General features: G+C 69.3%; 12 protein-coding genes and 1 pseudogene. 7 read left to right on the top strand and 6 right to left on the bottom strand.

What is annotated here, in order from left to right; genetic code table 11:
* Positions 1-62: 62 nt before the first annotated feature.
* Positions 63-2,036: a bifunctional copper resistance protein CopD/cytochrome c oxidase assembly protein gene (locus EXU32_RS00810; protein WP_130628190.1), complete on the bottom strand. Its 1,974-nt coding sequence runs from the start codon at positions 2,034-2,036 to the stop codon at positions 63-65.
* 119 nt (positions 2,037-2,155) lie between these two features.
* Here EXU32_RS00810 and EXU32_RS00805 point away from each other — a divergent pair, with 119 nt between their 5' ends.
* Positions 2,156-2,557: a MarR family winged helix-turn-helix transcriptional regulator gene (locus EXU32_RS00805; RefSeq protein WP_130628189.1), complete on the top strand. Its 402-nt coding sequence runs from the start codon at positions 2,156-2,158 to the stop codon at positions 2,555-2,557.
* A 94-nt stretch (positions 2,558-2,651) separates the two neighbouring features.
* On the opposite strand, the gene EXU32_RS00800 is transcribed toward EXU32_RS00805, so the two are convergent.
* From EXU32_RS00800 to pdhA, 3 genes are read right to left on the bottom strand one after another with little or no spacing between them, the layout of a single operon-like run.
* On the bottom strand, positions 2,652-4,082 hold the full coding sequence (locus EXU32_RS00800) for a dihydrolipoamide acetyltransferase family protein (protein ID WP_130628188.1): 1,431 nt from the start codon (positions 4,080-4,082) through the stop codon (positions 2,652-2,654).
* A gap of 12 nt (positions 4,083-4,094) precedes the next feature.
* Positions 4,095-5,084, bottom strand: coding sequence for an alpha-ketoacid dehydrogenase subunit beta (locus EXU32_RS00795; protein WP_130628187.1), 990 nt, complete (start codon positions 5,082-5,084; stop codon positions 4,095-4,097).
* Positions 5,081-6,322: a pyruvate dehydrogenase (acetyl-transferring) E1 component subunit alpha gene (gene pdhA, locus EXU32_RS00790; protein WP_130628186.1), complete on the bottom strand. Its 1,242-nt coding sequence runs from the start codon at positions 6,320-6,322 to the stop codon at positions 5,081-5,083. Before pdhA ends, EXU32_RS00795 begins: the two co-directional genes overlap by 4 nt.
* 391 nt (positions 6,323-6,713) lie before the next feature.
* Between pdhA and EXU32_RS00785 the strand changes: the two genes are divergently transcribed.
* Entirely contained in the window at positions 6,714-7,646 is a 933-nt protein-coding gene (locus EXU32_RS00785) for a type IV toxin-antitoxin system AbiEi family antitoxin domain-containing protein (protein WP_165399528.1), read from the top strand.
* A gap of 41 nt (positions 7,647-7,687) precedes the next feature.
* Here the strand turns inward: EXU32_RS00785 and EXU32_RS00780 are convergent, their stop codons facing one another.
* Both EXU32_RS00780 and hisC read right to left on the bottom strand, forming a co-directional pair.
* On the bottom strand, positions 7,688-8,086 hold the full coding sequence (locus EXU32_RS00780) for a phage holin family protein (RefSeq protein WP_130628184.1): 399 nt from the start codon (positions 8,084-8,086) through the stop codon (positions 7,688-7,690).
* A 36-nt stretch (positions 8,087-8,122) separates the two neighbouring features.
* Positions 8,123-9,196, bottom strand: coding sequence for a histidinol-phosphate transaminase (gene hisC / locus EXU32_RS00775; protein ID WP_130628183.1), 1,074 nt, complete (start codon positions 9,194-9,196; stop codon positions 8,123-8,125).
* Between the two features lie 339 nt (positions 9,197-9,535).
* On the opposite strand from hisC, the gene EXU32_RS00770 reads away from it, so the two are divergent.
* The 5 genes and pseudogenes from EXU32_RS00770 to EXU32_RS17370 all read left to right on the top strand — a co-directional run bounded on the left by EXU32_RS00770 (position 9,536) and on the right by EXU32_RS17370 (position 14,933).
* Entirely contained in the window at positions 9,536-11,374 is a 1,839-nt protein-coding gene (locus EXU32_RS00770) for a substrate-binding and VWA domain-containing protein (RefSeq protein ID WP_130628182.1), read from the top strand.
* A gap of 157 nt (positions 11,375-11,531) precedes the next feature.
* Positions 11,532-12,425 carry an ABC transporter substrate-binding protein gene (locus tag EXU32_RS00765; RefSeq protein WP_130628181.1) on the top strand — a complete coding sequence of 298 codons (894 nt, stop codon included), beginning with the start codon at positions 11,532-11,534 and terminating at the stop codon, positions 12,423-12,425.
* Positions 12,425-13,441 (top strand): amino acid ABC transporter permease, encoded by a 1,017-nt coding sequence (locus EXU32_RS00760; RefSeq protein ID WP_242612845.1) that lies wholly within the window; start codon positions 12,425-12,427, stop codon positions 13,439-13,441. Before EXU32_RS00765 ends, EXU32_RS00760 begins: the two co-directional genes overlap by 1 nt.
* A gap of 5 nt (positions 13,442-13,446) precedes the next feature.
* Positions 13,447-14,259, top strand: coding sequence for an amino acid ABC transporter ATP-binding protein (locus EXU32_RS00755; protein ID WP_130630987.1), 813 nt, complete (start codon positions 13,447-13,449; stop codon positions 14,257-14,259).
* Between the two features lie 134 nt (positions 14,260-14,393).
* Positions 14,394-14,933: pseudogene (locus EXU32_RS17370) on the top strand (DinB family protein).
* The last annotated feature ends 13 nt before the right edge of the window (positions 14,934-14,946 follow it).

Raw genomic sequence — 14,946 nt, 5'->3', positions numbered from 1 at the left:
GTCGTGGTGTCGTCCAGAGTATGCCGAAGCCCCTGCGATCGGGCGGGGAGACCCGGGTCGGATCAGTCCCTGCGGCCGAGCTCGGCGAGGTGCCGGTTGTAGGCCTCGAGCTCGAGGTCGCCGTCCCGGTCGGCCCGCCGGTCGCGACGGGTGGTCTCGCGGCCGTCGCTGCGCATCCACTGCCAGGCCACGGCCATCGCGAGGACCAGTGTCGGCGCCTCGCCGACGCCCCAGGCGATGGCTCCGCCCTTGCGCTGGTCCGCGGCCGGGTCGGTCATCCACTGCAGGTCGAGCCGACCGAAGTAGTCCGGCGCGAGGAGCTCGGTCGACTGCGTGAGGATGACGCCGAAGAAGGCATGGAAGCTGATGGTGGCGAGCAGCACGACGAGGAGCGCCAGCGGGGGCCACCGCTTGGGCCCCGGGTCGATCCCGATGAGCACCCAGACGAACATGTAGCCCGAGGCCAAGAAGTGGGCCATCATCAGCACGTGCCCGGTGTGGGTGCGCATGGCCAGCTCGAAGAGCGGGCTGTAGTAGAAGATCGCCAGGCTGAAGAAGAACAGCGAGGCCGCGACGGCCGGGTTGGCGAGCACTCGCAAATAGCTCGAGTGGACGATCGCGAGGATGACCTCCCGCGGACCGAGGGTCTTGTCCTTGCGTGCCCGCATGGCCCGCAGGGCGAGCGTGATCGGCGCGCCGGGCACCATGAGCAGCGGCGCGATCATCGCCACCCCCATGTGCTCGATCATGTGCCAGCTGAAGAGGACCTTGCCGTAGACGCCGGGACCGGCCGAGGTGAAGTAGAAGAAGACCACCCAGCCGAGCACCCAGCTGATCGTGCGCAGCACCGGCCAGTGGTCGCCGCGGGCCCGCAGGCGCAGCGCCCACCTGACGTAGACGACGATCGCGATGACCGACACCGCGAGCCAGAGCCAGTCGACCTGCCACGTGGTCAGCCAGCTCGTGGAGCTCGGCGGGCCGGGGTCCGGGTAGCCCGACAGGTCGTAGACGATCGTCCGCGGCGGCGCCTCCGCGCTGTCGGGGGTGGGCGTGCGGCCGACGGCCACCCCCAGGCCCATCGCGGTCGCCATGACCGCGACCTCGCCGATGGCCAGACGGACGAAGGGGGCAGCCCCCTTCGCGCCTGCCTCCAGGGCCGCGATCGTGCGGGAGCGGTGCCACCAGCCGATGACTCCGAGGACGACGGCCGCGACGGCCTTGAGGATGAGCAGGACCCCGTAGCGCGAGTCGAGGCCGTCGAGGCCCCCGATGTTGATCCAGGTCGCGAGCAGCCCCGAGGAGACGAGCAGGACGAAGCACCAGGCCGCGATGCTCGAGTAGCGCCGCGTGGTGACCGCCAGATGGGTGCCGAGCGATGGCCGGATCACGAGCAGCGCCACCAGTCCACCGATCCACACCGTCGCTGAGACCAGGTGGAAGGCGAGCGCGTTGACGCCGCTCATGTGATCGAGGCTGGCCGCGGAGTGGCCCGCCAGGGCGAGGGGCAGCAGCGCCAGGATCGAGGCCGCCGCCGCCCAGGCCAGGGCTCCCTTGCTCTTGGCCAGGGGCACCGTCACCGCGATCACCGCGACGATGACCGAGGAGATGACCGCGGTGCGGGTGCTGTCGAGGTCCCAGACGAAGGCCACGAGCTGGGAGAGGTACTGGGGGTCGGTGAGCGGGATGCCCGCGAGCGACGCGAAGTCGGTGAGCATGCGTCCGAGACCAGCGAGGAACCACACGATCGCCGCTCCCCCGGCGAGCCGGGCGAGCGTCTCCCGGCGCGTGGTGCGGGTGGTCTCGGGCACGAGGAAGGCACCGACGACCAGGGCGCCGACGGTGACGGCAGCGGCTGCGTCGTGGAGGGTCCGCAGGATCGGGATGGACCAGCGGACCAAGGGGCCGGGGTCGCCGAGCTCGAGCGCTGCAGCACCCCCACCGAAGGCGGTCGCGGCCAGCACGACGACGATCGACACGAGACCGAGGACTGCGAGCGGCGATGATGAGGTGCGGCCGATGCTCGAGGTGGTGGACATGCCCTCTAATCTAGGCAACTACACCCGTGACACCTGAATCGCCTGCGCGGGAGCCCACCACCACCCGAGGAAACGCCGTGCCTGCCACAGCCCGTCAGCTCAGCACCAGCGTGATTCGCATGCTGCGCACGCTCCATGCCACCCGCGCCCGGGCGCCGCGAGTCCACCCGAACGTCGAGTTCAGCCACCACTCCGTGCTCGTCGCCGTGCGCGACCACCCCAGCCGCGTCGGCGACATCGCCGAACGCAACTTCTCCGACGCCTCCACGGTGAGCCGCCAGGTGAGCCACCTGACCTCTCTCGGGTTCCTCCAGAAGGTCCCCGACCCCGACGACGGCCGCGCCCAGCTCGTCGCGCTGACCGACGAGGGCGCCGTCCTGCTCGAAGCGCTCGTCGAGCGCCGTGAGGCGTGGTACGCCGAGCTCCTCGCGGACTGGAGCGAGGAGGACATCGCCGCCTTCGTCTCCTACGTCGACCGCTTCTGCGACTCCGTGGCCGCGGACGAGCGGCACCAACGCTGACCGGGCACCATCACCGAGCGCACTGCCGAGCCCAGCACGAAGGGCGGACCTCACCGATGCGGTGAGGTCCGCCCTTCGTCGTGCGGGGCTCGGCTCAGGCCCAGAGGAAGGCCGTGCCCGGGTCGTGCAGCAGCGCGGCCACGTCGGCGAGCAGCTTGGAGCCGAGCTCGCCGTCGACGAGCCGGTGGTCGAAGGAGAGCGCGAGCTGGGTGACCCAGCGCGGCTCGATCGACTCGCTGCCATCGGCCGCCGTCACGACCCACGGCATGCGGCGGACAGCGCCGAAGGCCAGGATCGTCGCCTCTCCCGGGTTGAGGATCGGGGTACCGGTGTCGACACCGAAGACACCGACATTGGTGATCGTCGCGGTGCCACCGGACAGGTCCGTGGGCTGCGTGCGCCCCTCCCGGGCCGTGGCCACGAGGCTGCCGAGGGCACCCGCGAGGTCGTGCAGCGAGAGCCGGTCGGCCGCCGTGATGTTGGGAACGAGCAGACCGCGCGGGGTGGCTGCGGCGATGCCGAGGTTGACGTCGCCGTGCAGGACGATCTCCTGCGCGGCCTCGTCCCAGCTGGAGTTGGCCTCGTGGTTGCGGCGCAGCGCGAGGCAGAAGGCCTTGGCCACGAGCAGCAGCGGCGTGACCTTGACGTCCGTGAAGGCACGGTCCTTCTTCAGCCGGTCGACCATCGCCATCATCGCGCTGACGTCGACGGTGACGAACTCCGTGACGTGGGGCGCGGTGAAGGCCGACGAGACCATCGCCGCGGCCGTCGCCTTGCGCACCCCCTTGATCGGGACGCGCACGTCCTGGCCTGCCCCGGGCCCTTCGAGACGCTGCGGCCGCGGGCGGCCTTGCTCCTCAGGGACCGGACCAACCGCTCCCTGACGCGGGTCGAGGTGCGAGGAACGAGCCTCGAGACCTGCGTCCGGTCCGCCACCCGACGACGCCGCCTCGACGTCGGCCCGGGTGACGATGCCACCGTCACCGGACGGGGTGATCGACTGCAGGTCCACGCCGAGGTCCTTGGCGAGCTTGCGCACCGGCGGCTTGGCCAGGGCGCGGGTGCGCTCGGGGGTGAGCGGCTCGGCTGCCCTTCGAGACGGTTGCTGCTCAACCTCCTCAGGGACCGGGGGTGCAGCGGCCGGAGCTGACGCGGGGGCGCTCTTGCGGGCGCGACGGCGGGTGCTGGCGGCCTTGGCCCCGTAGCCGACGAGGTTGGGCCCACTGGACTCGTCGCCCTCCTCGGCGGCGGGCGCCGCGGGGGCGGCCGGCTCGGGGTCCGAGCCCGCGACCTCGACGGCGATGATCGGGGCGCCCACGTCGACGGTGTCACCCTCGGCGGCGAGGAGCTCGACGACCTTGCCCGCGAAGGGGATCGGCAGCTCGACGAGCGACTTGGCGGTCTCGACCTCGATGACGATGTCGTTGACGGCGACCTCGTCGCCGACCTTGACCTTCCAGGTCGTGATCTCGGCCTCGGTCAGGCCCTCACCGGGGTCGGGCAGGTTGAAGTTCTTGACGGCCACGTGTCCTCCTGGTCAGTGCGCGAAAGAGCGGTCGACGGCGTCGAGGACGCGGTCGAGGGTCGGGAGGTACTCCTCCTCGAAGCGGCTGGGCGGGTACGGGATGTTGTACCCACCGACCCGCAGCACGGGCGCCTCGAGGTGGTAGAAGCACTCCTCCTGGACCCGGGCGGCGATCTCCGCACCGAGACTGACGAAGGTCTGCGCCTCGTGGACGACGACGGCCCGACCGGTCTTCTTCACCGACGACGTGATCGTCGGCAGGTCGAGCGGGCTGAGCGAGCGCAGGTCGATGACCTCGAGGTTGCGGCCCTCCTCCTGAGCCGCCGCGGCGGCCTGGAGGCAGGTCTTGACCATCGGTCCGTAGCAGAGCAACGTGAGGTCGCTGCCCTCCTTGGCCACGCGGGCGTCGTACAGACCAAGGTCAGGGGAACCCCCTTCGTCGATCTCGGTCTCACCCCGCTCGTGGTACCGGCGCTTGGGCTCGAAGAAGATCACCGGGTCATCACTCTCGATGGCCTGCTGGATCATCCAGTAGGCGTCCGCCGCGTTGCTGCACGAGACGACCCGCAGGCCGGCGGTGTGCGCGAAGTAGGCCTCGTTGGACTCGCTGTGGTGCTCGACCGCGCCGATGCCGCCACCGCAGGGGATGCGGATGACCATCGGCATCTTGAGGTGCCCGAGGGAGCGGGAGTGCATCTTGGCGACCTGGCTGACGATCTGGTCGAAGGCCGGGTAGACGAAGCCGTCGAACTGGATCTCGACGACGGGGCGGTAGCCGCGCAGCGCCAGCCCGACCGCGGTGCCGACGATCCCGGACTCGGCGAGCGGGGTGTCGATGACGCGGTGGTCACCGAAGTCCTTCTGCAGGCCCTCGGTGATGCGGAAGACGCCGCCGAGCTTGCCGACGTCCTCGCCCATGAGGACGACCTTGGGGTCCTTGTCCATCGCCTTGCGCAGGCCGGCGTTCAGCCCCTTGGCGAGGGAGAGTCGGGTGCCGCTCATGCCTGGCCCCCTTCCTCGGCGAAGCCGGCGTGGTAGGCGAGGAACTCCTCGCGCTCGGCCTCCACCAGCGGGTGCGGCTCGGTGTACTGGTTGTCGAACATCGTCGGCAGCTCCGGGTCGGGCATCTCCTGGCAGGCCTTGCGGATGCGAGCGGCGACCTCGTCGGCCTCCGCGTCGACCGCGGCGAAGAACTCGGGGTCGGCGTGGCCGCGCTCCTGCATGAAGCCACGCATCCGCTTGATCGGGTCCTTGTGCTTCCAGATCTCGACCTCGGCGTCGCTGCGGTACTTGGTCGGGTCGTCGGAGGTCGTGTGCGCGCCCATCCGGTAGGTGTAGGCCTCGATCAGCGTCGGACCCTGGCCGCTGCGCGCCTTGTCGAGCGCGTCCTTGGCGACGGCATAGCTGGCCAGCGGGTCGTTGCCGTCGACGAGCACGCCGGGGAAGCCGAAGCCGCGGGCGCGCTGGTACGGCGGGATGATGAACTGCTTGTCGTTGGGCTCGGAGATGGCCCACTGGTTGTTCTGCACGAAGAAGACGACCGGGGCATTGGTCACGGCCGCGAAGACGAGGGCCTCGTTGAAGTCGCCCTGGCTCGTGCCGCCGTCGCCGGTGAAGGCCATGACGGCCGCGTCGCGCTCCGGGTCGCCGGTCCCCACGTCACCGTCGGCCGCGATGCCCATGCCGTAGCCCACCGCGTGGAGCATCTGGTTGCCGATGACGATCGTGTAGAGGTGGAAGTTGTTCTCGTTGGAGTCCCACCCGCCGTGGTTGACCCCGCGGAACATGCCGAAGAGGCTCACCGGGTCGACCCCGCGACACCACGCGACGCCGTGCTCGCGGTAGCCGGGGAAGGCGTAGTCCTGGCTGCGCAGGGCGCGACCGGCGCCCACCTGCGCGGCCTCCTGGCCGAAGAGGCTCGGCCACAGGCCGAGCTCACCCTGACGCTGGAGGGCGAAGCCCTCGGCGTCGATGCGGCGCACGAGCACGAGGTCGCGGTAGATGATCCGCGCGTCCTCGCTCGTCATGTCCTCGACGATCTGGGCGTACGGGGCATTGGTCTCGTTGGTCGCCAGACGGTTGCCGTCCGCGTCGACGAACTGGACCATCTCCGGGTTGTCGTCGGAGAAGTGCCCCGAGATCTGCGAAGGGGGCGTGGGCCCCATCTCGGGCGAGGGCTCGAAGGCCCCCGCCATACGTCCTCGGGTCCCGGCGTGGCCGGCGACGTCGCTGTCGCTCACTGCTGCTCCCTTCGGCCTCGGCCCAGGGGATCGCCCCGCCCGCGGCCACGGAGGGCGTCGTCTCGACGCCTCGATCGGCTGCGGCGGGCTTGTGACCCGAGCCACAGTTCATTGGCGTGAGCCAACCTAGCGTCTCAGCACGTGGACGCCCAAACCGGGTGCTTCCAGCCGCATCTCCTTAAGGTCATGCGCACCCCAGCCGCATCTCCTTAAGGTCATGCGCACTCGGGTCGCATCTCCTTAAGGTCATGCGCACCCCTGCCGCATCTCCTTAAGGTCATGCGCACCCCAGCCGCATCTCCTTGAGGTCATGCGCGTCGTGGACGAGGCGTCAGCCGGCCCCTGTGGAAATCCCCGCCGCCCATCACCGCCAACAGGGCAGGCTCGGACCATGCCTCCCAAATTGCGCGTCGCACTCTCCGAGCTCGGCGACATGCCACTCTTCAGCACTGCCGAGGCCGAGGCCCGAGGCATCTCGCGCCGCGACCTCGCCGTCCTCGTGCGTCGCGGACTTCTGTGGCGGGTCGCTCGCGGGTGGTACTCCTCCAGGATCGATGCCTCGGCCGAGGAGGCCCACGTCCTCCGAGCTGTGGCGACCCTGCGCCTCCAGGACGCGCAGACGGTTGCCGCTCGGCACACGGCAGCCGTCCTCCACGGGCTGCCGTTGGCCAGGACCGATCTGACCGTCGTCGAGATCGCCAAGCAACCGTCGACCCACGGGCGGGTCGCGAAGGGGGTTCGCGTCAGCGAGATGGACATGGAGACGATCCGGCCGGTGGAGGTCGAGATCCCCGACCTGGGCGTCACCGTCTCCGCGGTCCCGGCCGCCGTGGCGATCGTCGGAACGGCGCTGTCCAACAATCCCCTCGCGGCACTCGTGGCCGGCGACCACGCCCTTCGTCACGAGGTCTGCACTCGGGCACAGATCGAGGAGGCCCTCACGTCCGCGCGAGGGGCGAAGGGGGTGGCCCGGGCCAGGGAGGTGCTTGCCCACCTCGAGCCTCGCCATGAGTCGCCCGGCGAGACGCTGACGGCGGCGGTCCTGCGGCGCAGCCCCTGGACCTTTGAACCTCAGGTCTGGGCCCGCGCGGCCGGACATGACTACCGACTTGACTTCGCCATCAGAGAGATCAAGCTGGCCGTCGAGTTCGACGGGGACATCAAGTACACCTCACCCGATGTGATGGCGGCCCAGATCGTGCGGGAGAACAACCTGCGTGCTGAAGGCTGGGAGTTCGAGAGGGTCACGTGGTCCCACTTCGAGGACGAAGAGGAGATTCTTCGGCGAGTGACCGCCAAGGCCTACGAGTGCGAGGCCGCCTGACGGGCACGGCCCTGGGGAGAAGTGGTCTTTGGTGCCCGACCTCAGCGGTCGAGGTCTTCCTTCTCCGGCAGGACCCAGTTGAGGATCATCGAGACGATGGTGATGACCAGTGCGCCGATGACGGCGTCCCACCAGAACTTCGTGATCTCGAAGCTCAGGCCGAGAGGCCCGGAGATCCACTCGGTGATCTGCAGGAGGAAGGCGTTGACGACGAAGGTGAACAGCCCGAGCGTCAGCACGATCGCAGGGAAGGCGAGCACCTTGGCGATCGGCTTCACGATCGCGTTGACCACCCCGAAGATCAGCGCGACGAGGATGACGGTCGCGAACTTCGAGGCGAAGGTCGTGTCGTCCTCGGCCAGGACGATGCCGTCGATGAGCCATGCGGCCACCCACAGGGCGACGGCGTTGACTCCGGTCCGGATCAGGAAGTTCGTCATGCGCCCAGCATGTCAGTCGAACTGAGCGACCGCTGGTCAGGCGCGCACGAACTCCCGCGCCACGTCGAGGAGCCGGTCGTTGGCCTCGGTCTCGCCGATGGTGACGCGCACGCCGTCCGTGCCGTAGGGCCGCACGGACAGGCCCGCGTCGGCGCAGGCCGCGACGAAGTCGGTCGTGCGCTCGCCGAGCGGGAACCACACGAAGTTGGCCTGGCTGTCGGTCATCTCCCAGCCCGCCTCCCGCAACCCAGCGAGGACCCGGGCGCGCTCGGCGACGATGTCCTTGACCCGCACGTCGAGCTCGTCCTTGGCCTCGAGCGAGGCGATCGCCGCGGCCTGCGCGATGAGGTTGACACCGAAGGGGGTGGCCGTCTTGCGCAGCGCCTCGGCCACCGGCTCGGGTGCGACCGCGTAGCCCACCCGCAGACCGGCCAGGCCGTACGCCTTGGAAAAGGTGCGCAGCAGCATGACGTTGCCGTGCTGGCGGCGAAGGGAGAGCCCGTCGACCTCCCCTTCGCCCTCGACGAACTCCAGGTAGGCCTCGTCGACGACGATCAGGACATCGCGCCGCACCTTGGCGATGAAGTCCTCGAGCTCGGCGTGCTTGACGGCCGGCCCGGTCGGGTTGTTGGGAGTGCAGACGAGGACGACGCGGGTGCGGTCGGTGATCGCTGCGGCCATCGCGTCGAGGTCGTGGCGGTGGTCCGCCGTGAGCGGCACCTGCACGGACGTCGCACCGGCGATCGCGACGACGATCGGGTACGCCTCGAAGGACCGCCACGCGTAGACGACCTCGTCGCCCGGGTCGCAGGTCGACTGGATCACCTGGGCGAGCACGCCGACGGAGCCGGTGCCGGTCGCGATCTGCTCGCGGGGCACGTCGAGGTGCGCGGCGAGAGCGTCGGTCAGGCCGGTGACGCCCATGTCGGGGTACCGGTTGACCTGGGTGGCCGCCTGCTGGATGACCTCGACGACCGAAGGGAGCGGCGGGTTGGGGTTTTCGTTGGACGAGACCTTGTAGACCGTGAGGCCCTCACGAGGAACCGGCGGCTTGCCAGCAACGTAGGCGGGAACCTGGTCGAGGGCCGAGCGCAGCCGTGGGGTGTCCATGCGCGCACCTTAACCACCTGCTGTGAACCGCATCTCCTCAAGGTCATGCGCACCCGGGGCCGCATCTCCTCAAGGTCGTGCGCACCTGGGGCCGCATCTCCTTAAGGTCATGCGCAAGCCGGAGGCATCTCCTTAAGGTCGTGCGCAAGCCGGAGGCATCTCCTTAAGGTCGTGCGCACGCCGGCCGCATCTCCTTAAGGTCGTGCGCACCTGGCGGCCGACCGGTCCTGCGTGATCGTCCGCACAGGATCGCCCATCCTGCGGCCTTGGTGTGGTCCTCTGGTGGGCCATGATTGACCGGGGGGCAACGATGACGTGCCCGCGGCGAAGGAGAACTTGATGACCGGCGACGGCCGACCCTCACGGCGACGCGACCTCTGGGACGACGACGGCCCAGAGACGACCGGGTCCCCCGCAGCGGACCCCTCCCCCGCCGCCGAGCCCGCGGCCCCCGCCGCCGAGCCCGCGGCCCCCGCCTCAGAGCCAGCCACCACCGAGCCAGCGGCCGTCGCCCCCGTGACGAAGGGAGCGGACCCCGAGCCCACGCCGACCCGCCGCTCCGCCCGCCACGAGCACAAGAAGCGCCCCGTGTGGCTCATCCCGCTCGCTGCGGTCGTCGTCCTCGCCCTGTGCGGTGGCGGCGCCTTCGCCGCGCTGGGTGGCAGCGACGGCACCGACTCGGCCTGCGCCGACCAGACGATCACCGTCGCGGCCACCCCGGAGATCGCCGGCCCCCTCGAGGAGGCTCTGGCCAAGGTCAAGGAGAGCAACGCCTGCGCGACCTTCGACGTCACCTCCACCTCAGCGGCCGACGCGGCGAAGAACATCAACGACGGCCAGGCGCCTGACGTCTGGATCCCCGACAGCTCGACCTGGATCGACGCGATCGACGCGAGCAAGACCAAGGGCCAGTGGATCGAGGGGCAGTCCATCGCCTCCTCCCCCATCGTGCTCGCCAGCGGCGCCGACCAGGCCAAGAAGGTCACCGACTTCCAGTCCTGGGGCACCCTGGTCAACCAGGACGGCGGCCTGCGGATGGCCAACCCGGACACCGACACGGCCAGCCGGCTCGCCTTCCACGCCAGCCGCATCGGGCAGCCGGACCGCATCGGCCTCGAGACCGGCTCGCGCCTGATCTTCATGTCGCGCTTCGCGGCGCCGTCGCTGACCAAGCTCTTCGCCGACTACACCTCGGACCAGAAGAAGACCCAGCCCTTCCCCGCGTCCGAGCAGCAGATCGCCACCTACAACGAGGACAACCCGGACGTCACCCCCCTTCGCGCGGTGATGCCGGCCAAGGGGACCCTGTCGCTGGACTACCCGTGGATCACCAATCCCGCGCTGAGCGGGGACGTGCTCAAGACGGCCGACAGCGCGCGGACCGAGCTGGGCACGCTCACCATGCGCAAGTCGCTCACCGAGGCCGGCTTCCGCGACTCCAGCGGATCGGGCGGCCCGACGGTCGCCGACCAGCCCGCCGCCCCGCTGAGCGAGCTCGAGCCGCTGGACCGCAACGAGCGCCTCGCGGCCGTCGACCAGTGGGACAAGATGCGCACCGACATGCGCATGCTCGCCGTCATCGATGCCTCCGGCTCGATGCAGTGGGACAGCCCCACCCCCGGCCTGACCCGGTGGGAGGTCACCAAGGGTGCCCTCGACAAGGGCGCCAGCATCATCCCGGCCGGCAGCGAGGTCGGTGCGTGGGTCTTCAGCACCGACCAGGCCAAGGGCAAGGACTACCGGCAGATCTCACCGGTCAAGCGGCTGGACTCGGCCGACGGCGCGGGTTCCCACCGGGACAGGCTGCGCGCGCTCATCGAGGGCGGCGACCAGTACCTCGGTGGCGACACCGCCCTCTACGACTCGATCTGGGCCGCGCACCAGAAGATGGTCAAGGAGTACGACCCCGAGTACGTCAACTCGATCGTCGTCTTCACCGACGGGGAGAACGACGACCCCAACGGCGGCCTGAGCCTGAAGCAGCTGCTCAGCAAGCTCGACGCCGCCTACGACCCCAAGAAGCCGGTGCGCGTCATCACCATCGGCATGGGCGAGGCCAACCCGACGGCCCTGCAGAAGATCGCCGACGAGACGGGCGGCACCAGCTACATCGCCGAGACGCCCGACGACATCGAGCGGGTCTTCGTCCAGGCATTGCTCGCGCGCAGCGGGCGCTGACCGCGACGCGCAGCGGGCGCTGACCGGGACGAAGGGAGCGGAGCGTCACGATGTCGTGACGGTGCGGCGCGGGTCTCGCGCTGCCGCCCGGCGCGGTGGCACGATGACCCGCACCGGGCACGCATCCAGTGCCCCATCGTGCATCTGGAGGACCACCATGCGCCGTGCCCACGTCGCTCTCTTCGTCTCGCTCGCGGTCAGCGCGAGCGCCCTGACCGCGTGCGGTTCCGACAGCCTTGAGGGCAGCGGGTCCAGCGGCAGCGACAGCCCCACCGCAGCCGCCGACGTGACGGTCGACGACGCCGTCGCGAAGCTCGTCCCCGAGGACATCAAGAGCAAGGGCACGCTGAAGATCGGCTCCGACGCCTCCTACGCGCCCAACGAGTTCCTCGGTGACGACGGCAAGACCGTCGAGGGCATGGACGTCGACCTCTTCACGGCCGCAGCCTCGAAGATGGGCCTGAAGACCACCTGGAACAACGCTCCCTTCGACGGCCTGATCCTCGGCGTCTCCTCCAAGAAGTACGACGTCGGCGTCAGCTCCTTCACGATCAACCCGGAGCGCAAGAAGCAGGTCAGCATGATCAGCTACTTCAACGCAGGAACCCAGTGGGTCACGACCAAGGGCAACCCGGGCAAGGTCGACCCCAAGGACCCGTGCGGCAAGACGATCGGCGTGCAGAAGGGCACCGTCCAGCTCGACGAGCTGACCGCGCTCAACAAGAAGTGCGACCAGAAGATCAAGATCGTCGTCGAGGGTGAGCAGGCCAAGGTCACCGCGAGCCTCGTCTCCGGCAAGACCGAGGCGATGGCCGCCGACTCCCCGATCAGCCTCTACGCCGTCAAGCAGCAGGGCGACCAGCTCGAGACCCTCGGCGACACCTACGACTCCGCGCCCTACGGGATCATCGTCCCCAAGGACCAGACGAAGTTCGGTGAGGCCATCGCCGCCGCCTTCGAGAGCATGAAGAAGGACGGCAGCTACGAGGCCATCCTGAAGAACTGGGGCAACGAGTCGGGCGGCATCGACAAGTTCGCGGTCAACCCCTGATGACCACCGACAGCGGCGCGGCGGTCCCCCCTTCGCTCGACGAAGGGGGGTCCGCCCCCGTGTCGGACGACGCCGGCCCCATCAACGCGGTCCCGGTGCGTCACCCGGGTCGCTGGGTCGCGCTCGTCGTCATCGCGATCTTCTTCGCGATGATCGCCTCGAGCTTCATCACCAACGAGCGCTGGGACTGGCCCTTCGCCTTCCAGGTGATGAACTACAGCCCGGTCCTCGAGGGCCTGCTCAAGGGCACGATCCTCGCGACGATCGGCTCGATGATCATCGGTGTCGTCCTCGGGGTCGTCGTCGGCGTCATGCGGCTGTCGGACAACCCGGTCCTGAAGTTCGTCGGGTTCCTCTACACGTGGTTCTTCCGCGGGATCCCGCGCCTGGTGCTCGTCGTGCTCTTCGGCACCGGCATCGGCTACCTCTACCCGAAGTTCGACATCGGGCCCTTCCCCTTCAGCCAGCAGCTTGCCGGGTGGCTGGGGATGAGCAGCGACCTGACGCTCTTCACCTTCAACGTCAACCAGATCAGCAGCACGCTCATCTGGGGCATCATCGCGATGGGCCTGTCCGAGGCGGCCTACATGGCCGAGATCGCGCGCGCCGGCATCATGTCGGTCGACGAGGGCCAGCGCGAGGCGGCCTCGGCCCTGGGCATGAAGCCGAGCTTGTCGATGCGTCGGGTGATCCTGCCGCAGGCGATGCGCGTCATCATCCCGCCGACGGGCAACGAGACGATCGCGATGCTCAAGGACACCTCGCTCCTCATGGCTCTGCCGCTGAGCACCGAGCTGTTCTTCCAGGCCCAGGCCATCGGCAACCGGACGCTGAAGATCATGCCGACCCTCATGGCCGCCTGCCTGTGGTACCTCGTCATCACCTCGGTGCTCATGGTCGGCCAGTACTTCCTCGAGCGGCACTTCGGTCGCGGCTACGGCAACACGTCCGTGCAGACCAAGACCGACACCACAAAGACCCGGCTGATGGGTCTGACGATCGGAGGCGGCAAGTGAGCGACATGCCACTCGTCCACGCCGTGCAGGTGCGCAAGTCCTACGGCAGCAACGAGGTCCTCAAGGGCATCGACATGGACGTCACGGCCGGCGAGGTCGTCTGCCTGCTCGGGCCCTCCGGCTCGGGCAAGACGACCTTCCTGCGGTGCATCAACCAGCTCGAGGACATCCAGGCGGGGAGGATCTGGGTCGACGGCGACCTCATGGGCTACCGCGACCAGGGCACCCCGGGGGCGTCGAAGCTGCACCGCCTAAAGGACAAGGAGATCGCGGCCCAGCGCCGCGAGATCGGCATGGTCTTCCAGCGGTTCAACCTCTTCCCGCACATGACCGCCCGCGAAAACGTGATGGAGGCCCCGGTCAAGGTGCAGGGCCGCCGCAAGGCCGAGGTGCGCGCCGAGGCCGACGCCCTGCTCGACAAGGTCGGTCTGGGTGACAAGGCGAATGCCTATCCCAACCAGCTCTCGGGTGGCCAGCAGCAGCGGGTCGCCATCGCGCGAGCACTGGCGATGCAGCCCAAGCTGATGCTCTTCGACGAGCCGACCTCCGCGCTCGACCCCGAGCTCGTCGGCGAGGTCCTCGAGGTCATGCGCGACCTCGCCGGCCAGGGCATGACGATGATCGTCGTGACCCACGAGATGGCCTTCGCGCGAGATGTCGCCGACCGGGTCGTCTTCATGGACGGTGGTGTCGTCGTCGAGCAGGGCGCCCCCAAGGACGTCATCAACAACCCGCAGCACGCCCGGACCAAGGACTTCCTCAAGCGACTGCGCTCGGAGCACGAGCGGGTCGCCGAGGCGGCTGCCGAGCTCATCTGAGTCGCGGGCCGGGTCCAGGTCACCGATGGTTGTGTGTTGAACCGGTAGCCACGGATGCCGGCGAGCCGTATTTGGCCTCGCCGGCTCTCAGAACTCCCTGTTCAACACACAACCATTCTGTGAGGGTGGGGAACATGAGCGACCCGACCGTCATCGTGCGCGAGCGACCCGACACCCGCAGCGACGGGCCGATGCTGGGCGGTGAGCGCGAGGTCCTCGAGCACTGGCTGGACCTGTACCGCAAGACGGTCTTCCTCAAGGTCTCCGGGCTGACCGGTGACCAGCTCGCGAGCCGGGCGGTCCCCCCTTCGTCCCTGAGCCTGGCAGGGGTGGTGCGCCACCTCACCGAGGTCTAGGCCTACTGGCTGCGGACCGTGCTGCTCGGCGAGGACGTGGTCGCCCGCTGGTCGACGAAGGGGGACCCCGACGCCGACCTCGACGGCGCCACCGGCGACAACGCGGCCGAGTCGATCGAGGCCTACGAGCAGGAGCTCGCCGCCTCACGGGCCGCGCTGGCCGGGTGGAGCGACCTCGACGGCGCGGTGGTCGGCCGGCGACGCGGGCAGCAGCTCAACCTGCGGTGGATCCTCACCCACCTGATCGAGGAGTACGCCCGCCACCTGGGGCACATGGACCTGCTGCGCGAAGCGGTCGACGGGCGCACGGGGTACTGAGCACCCCGTGCGC

Origin of the sequence: Janibacter limosus (genome assembly GCF_004295485.1) — a bacterium.
GTDB lineage: Bacteria > Actinomycetota > Actinomycetes > Actinomycetales > Dermatophilaceae > Janibacter > Janibacter limosus_A.
This window is presented reverse-complemented; position numbering and strand designations above follow the sequence as displayed.

Excerpts from the sequence above, each read along its gene's own strand:
- EXU32_RS00770 (WP_130628182.1), top strand. The coding sequence starts at position 9,536 with ATGACCGGCGACGGCCGACCCTCACGGCGACGCGACCTCTGGGACGAC.
- EXU32_RS00795 (WP_130628187.1), bottom strand. The coding sequence starts at position 5,084 with ATGAGCGGCACCCGACTCTCCCTCGCCAAGGGGCTGAACGCCGGCCTG.
- EXU32_RS00760 (WP_242612845.1), top strand. The coding sequence starts at position 12,425 with ATGACCACCGACAGCGGCGCGGCGGTCCCCCCTTCGCTCGACGAAGGG.
- EXU32_RS00765 (WP_130628181.1), top strand. The coding sequence starts at position 11,532 with ATGCGCCGTGCCCACGTCGCTCTCTTCGTCTCGCTCGCGGTCAGCGCG.
- EXU32_RS00805 (WP_130628189.1), top strand. The coding sequence starts at position 2,156 with ATGCTGCGCACGCTCCATGCCACCCGCGCCCGGGCGCCGCGAGTCCAC.
- EXU32_RS00810 (WP_130628190.1), bottom strand. The coding sequence starts at position 2,036 with ATGTCCACCACCTCGAGCATCGGCCGCACCTCATCATCGCCGCTCGCA.
- hisC (WP_130628183.1), bottom strand. The coding sequence starts at position 9,196 with ATGGACACCCCACGGCTGCGCTCGGCCCTCGACCAGGTTCCCGCCTAC.
- EXU32_RS00780 (WP_130628184.1), bottom strand. The coding sequence starts at position 8,086 with ATGACGAACTTCCTGATCCGGACCGGAGTCAACGCCGTCGCCCTGTGG.
- EXU32_RS00755 (WP_130630987.1), top strand. The coding sequence starts at position 13,447 with ATGCCACTCGTCCACGCCGTGCAGGTGCGCAAGTCCTACGGCAGCAAC.
- EXU32_RS00785 (WP_165399528.1), top strand. The coding sequence starts at position 6,714 with ATGCCTCCCAAATTGCGCGTCGCACTCTCCGAGCTCGGCGACATGCCA.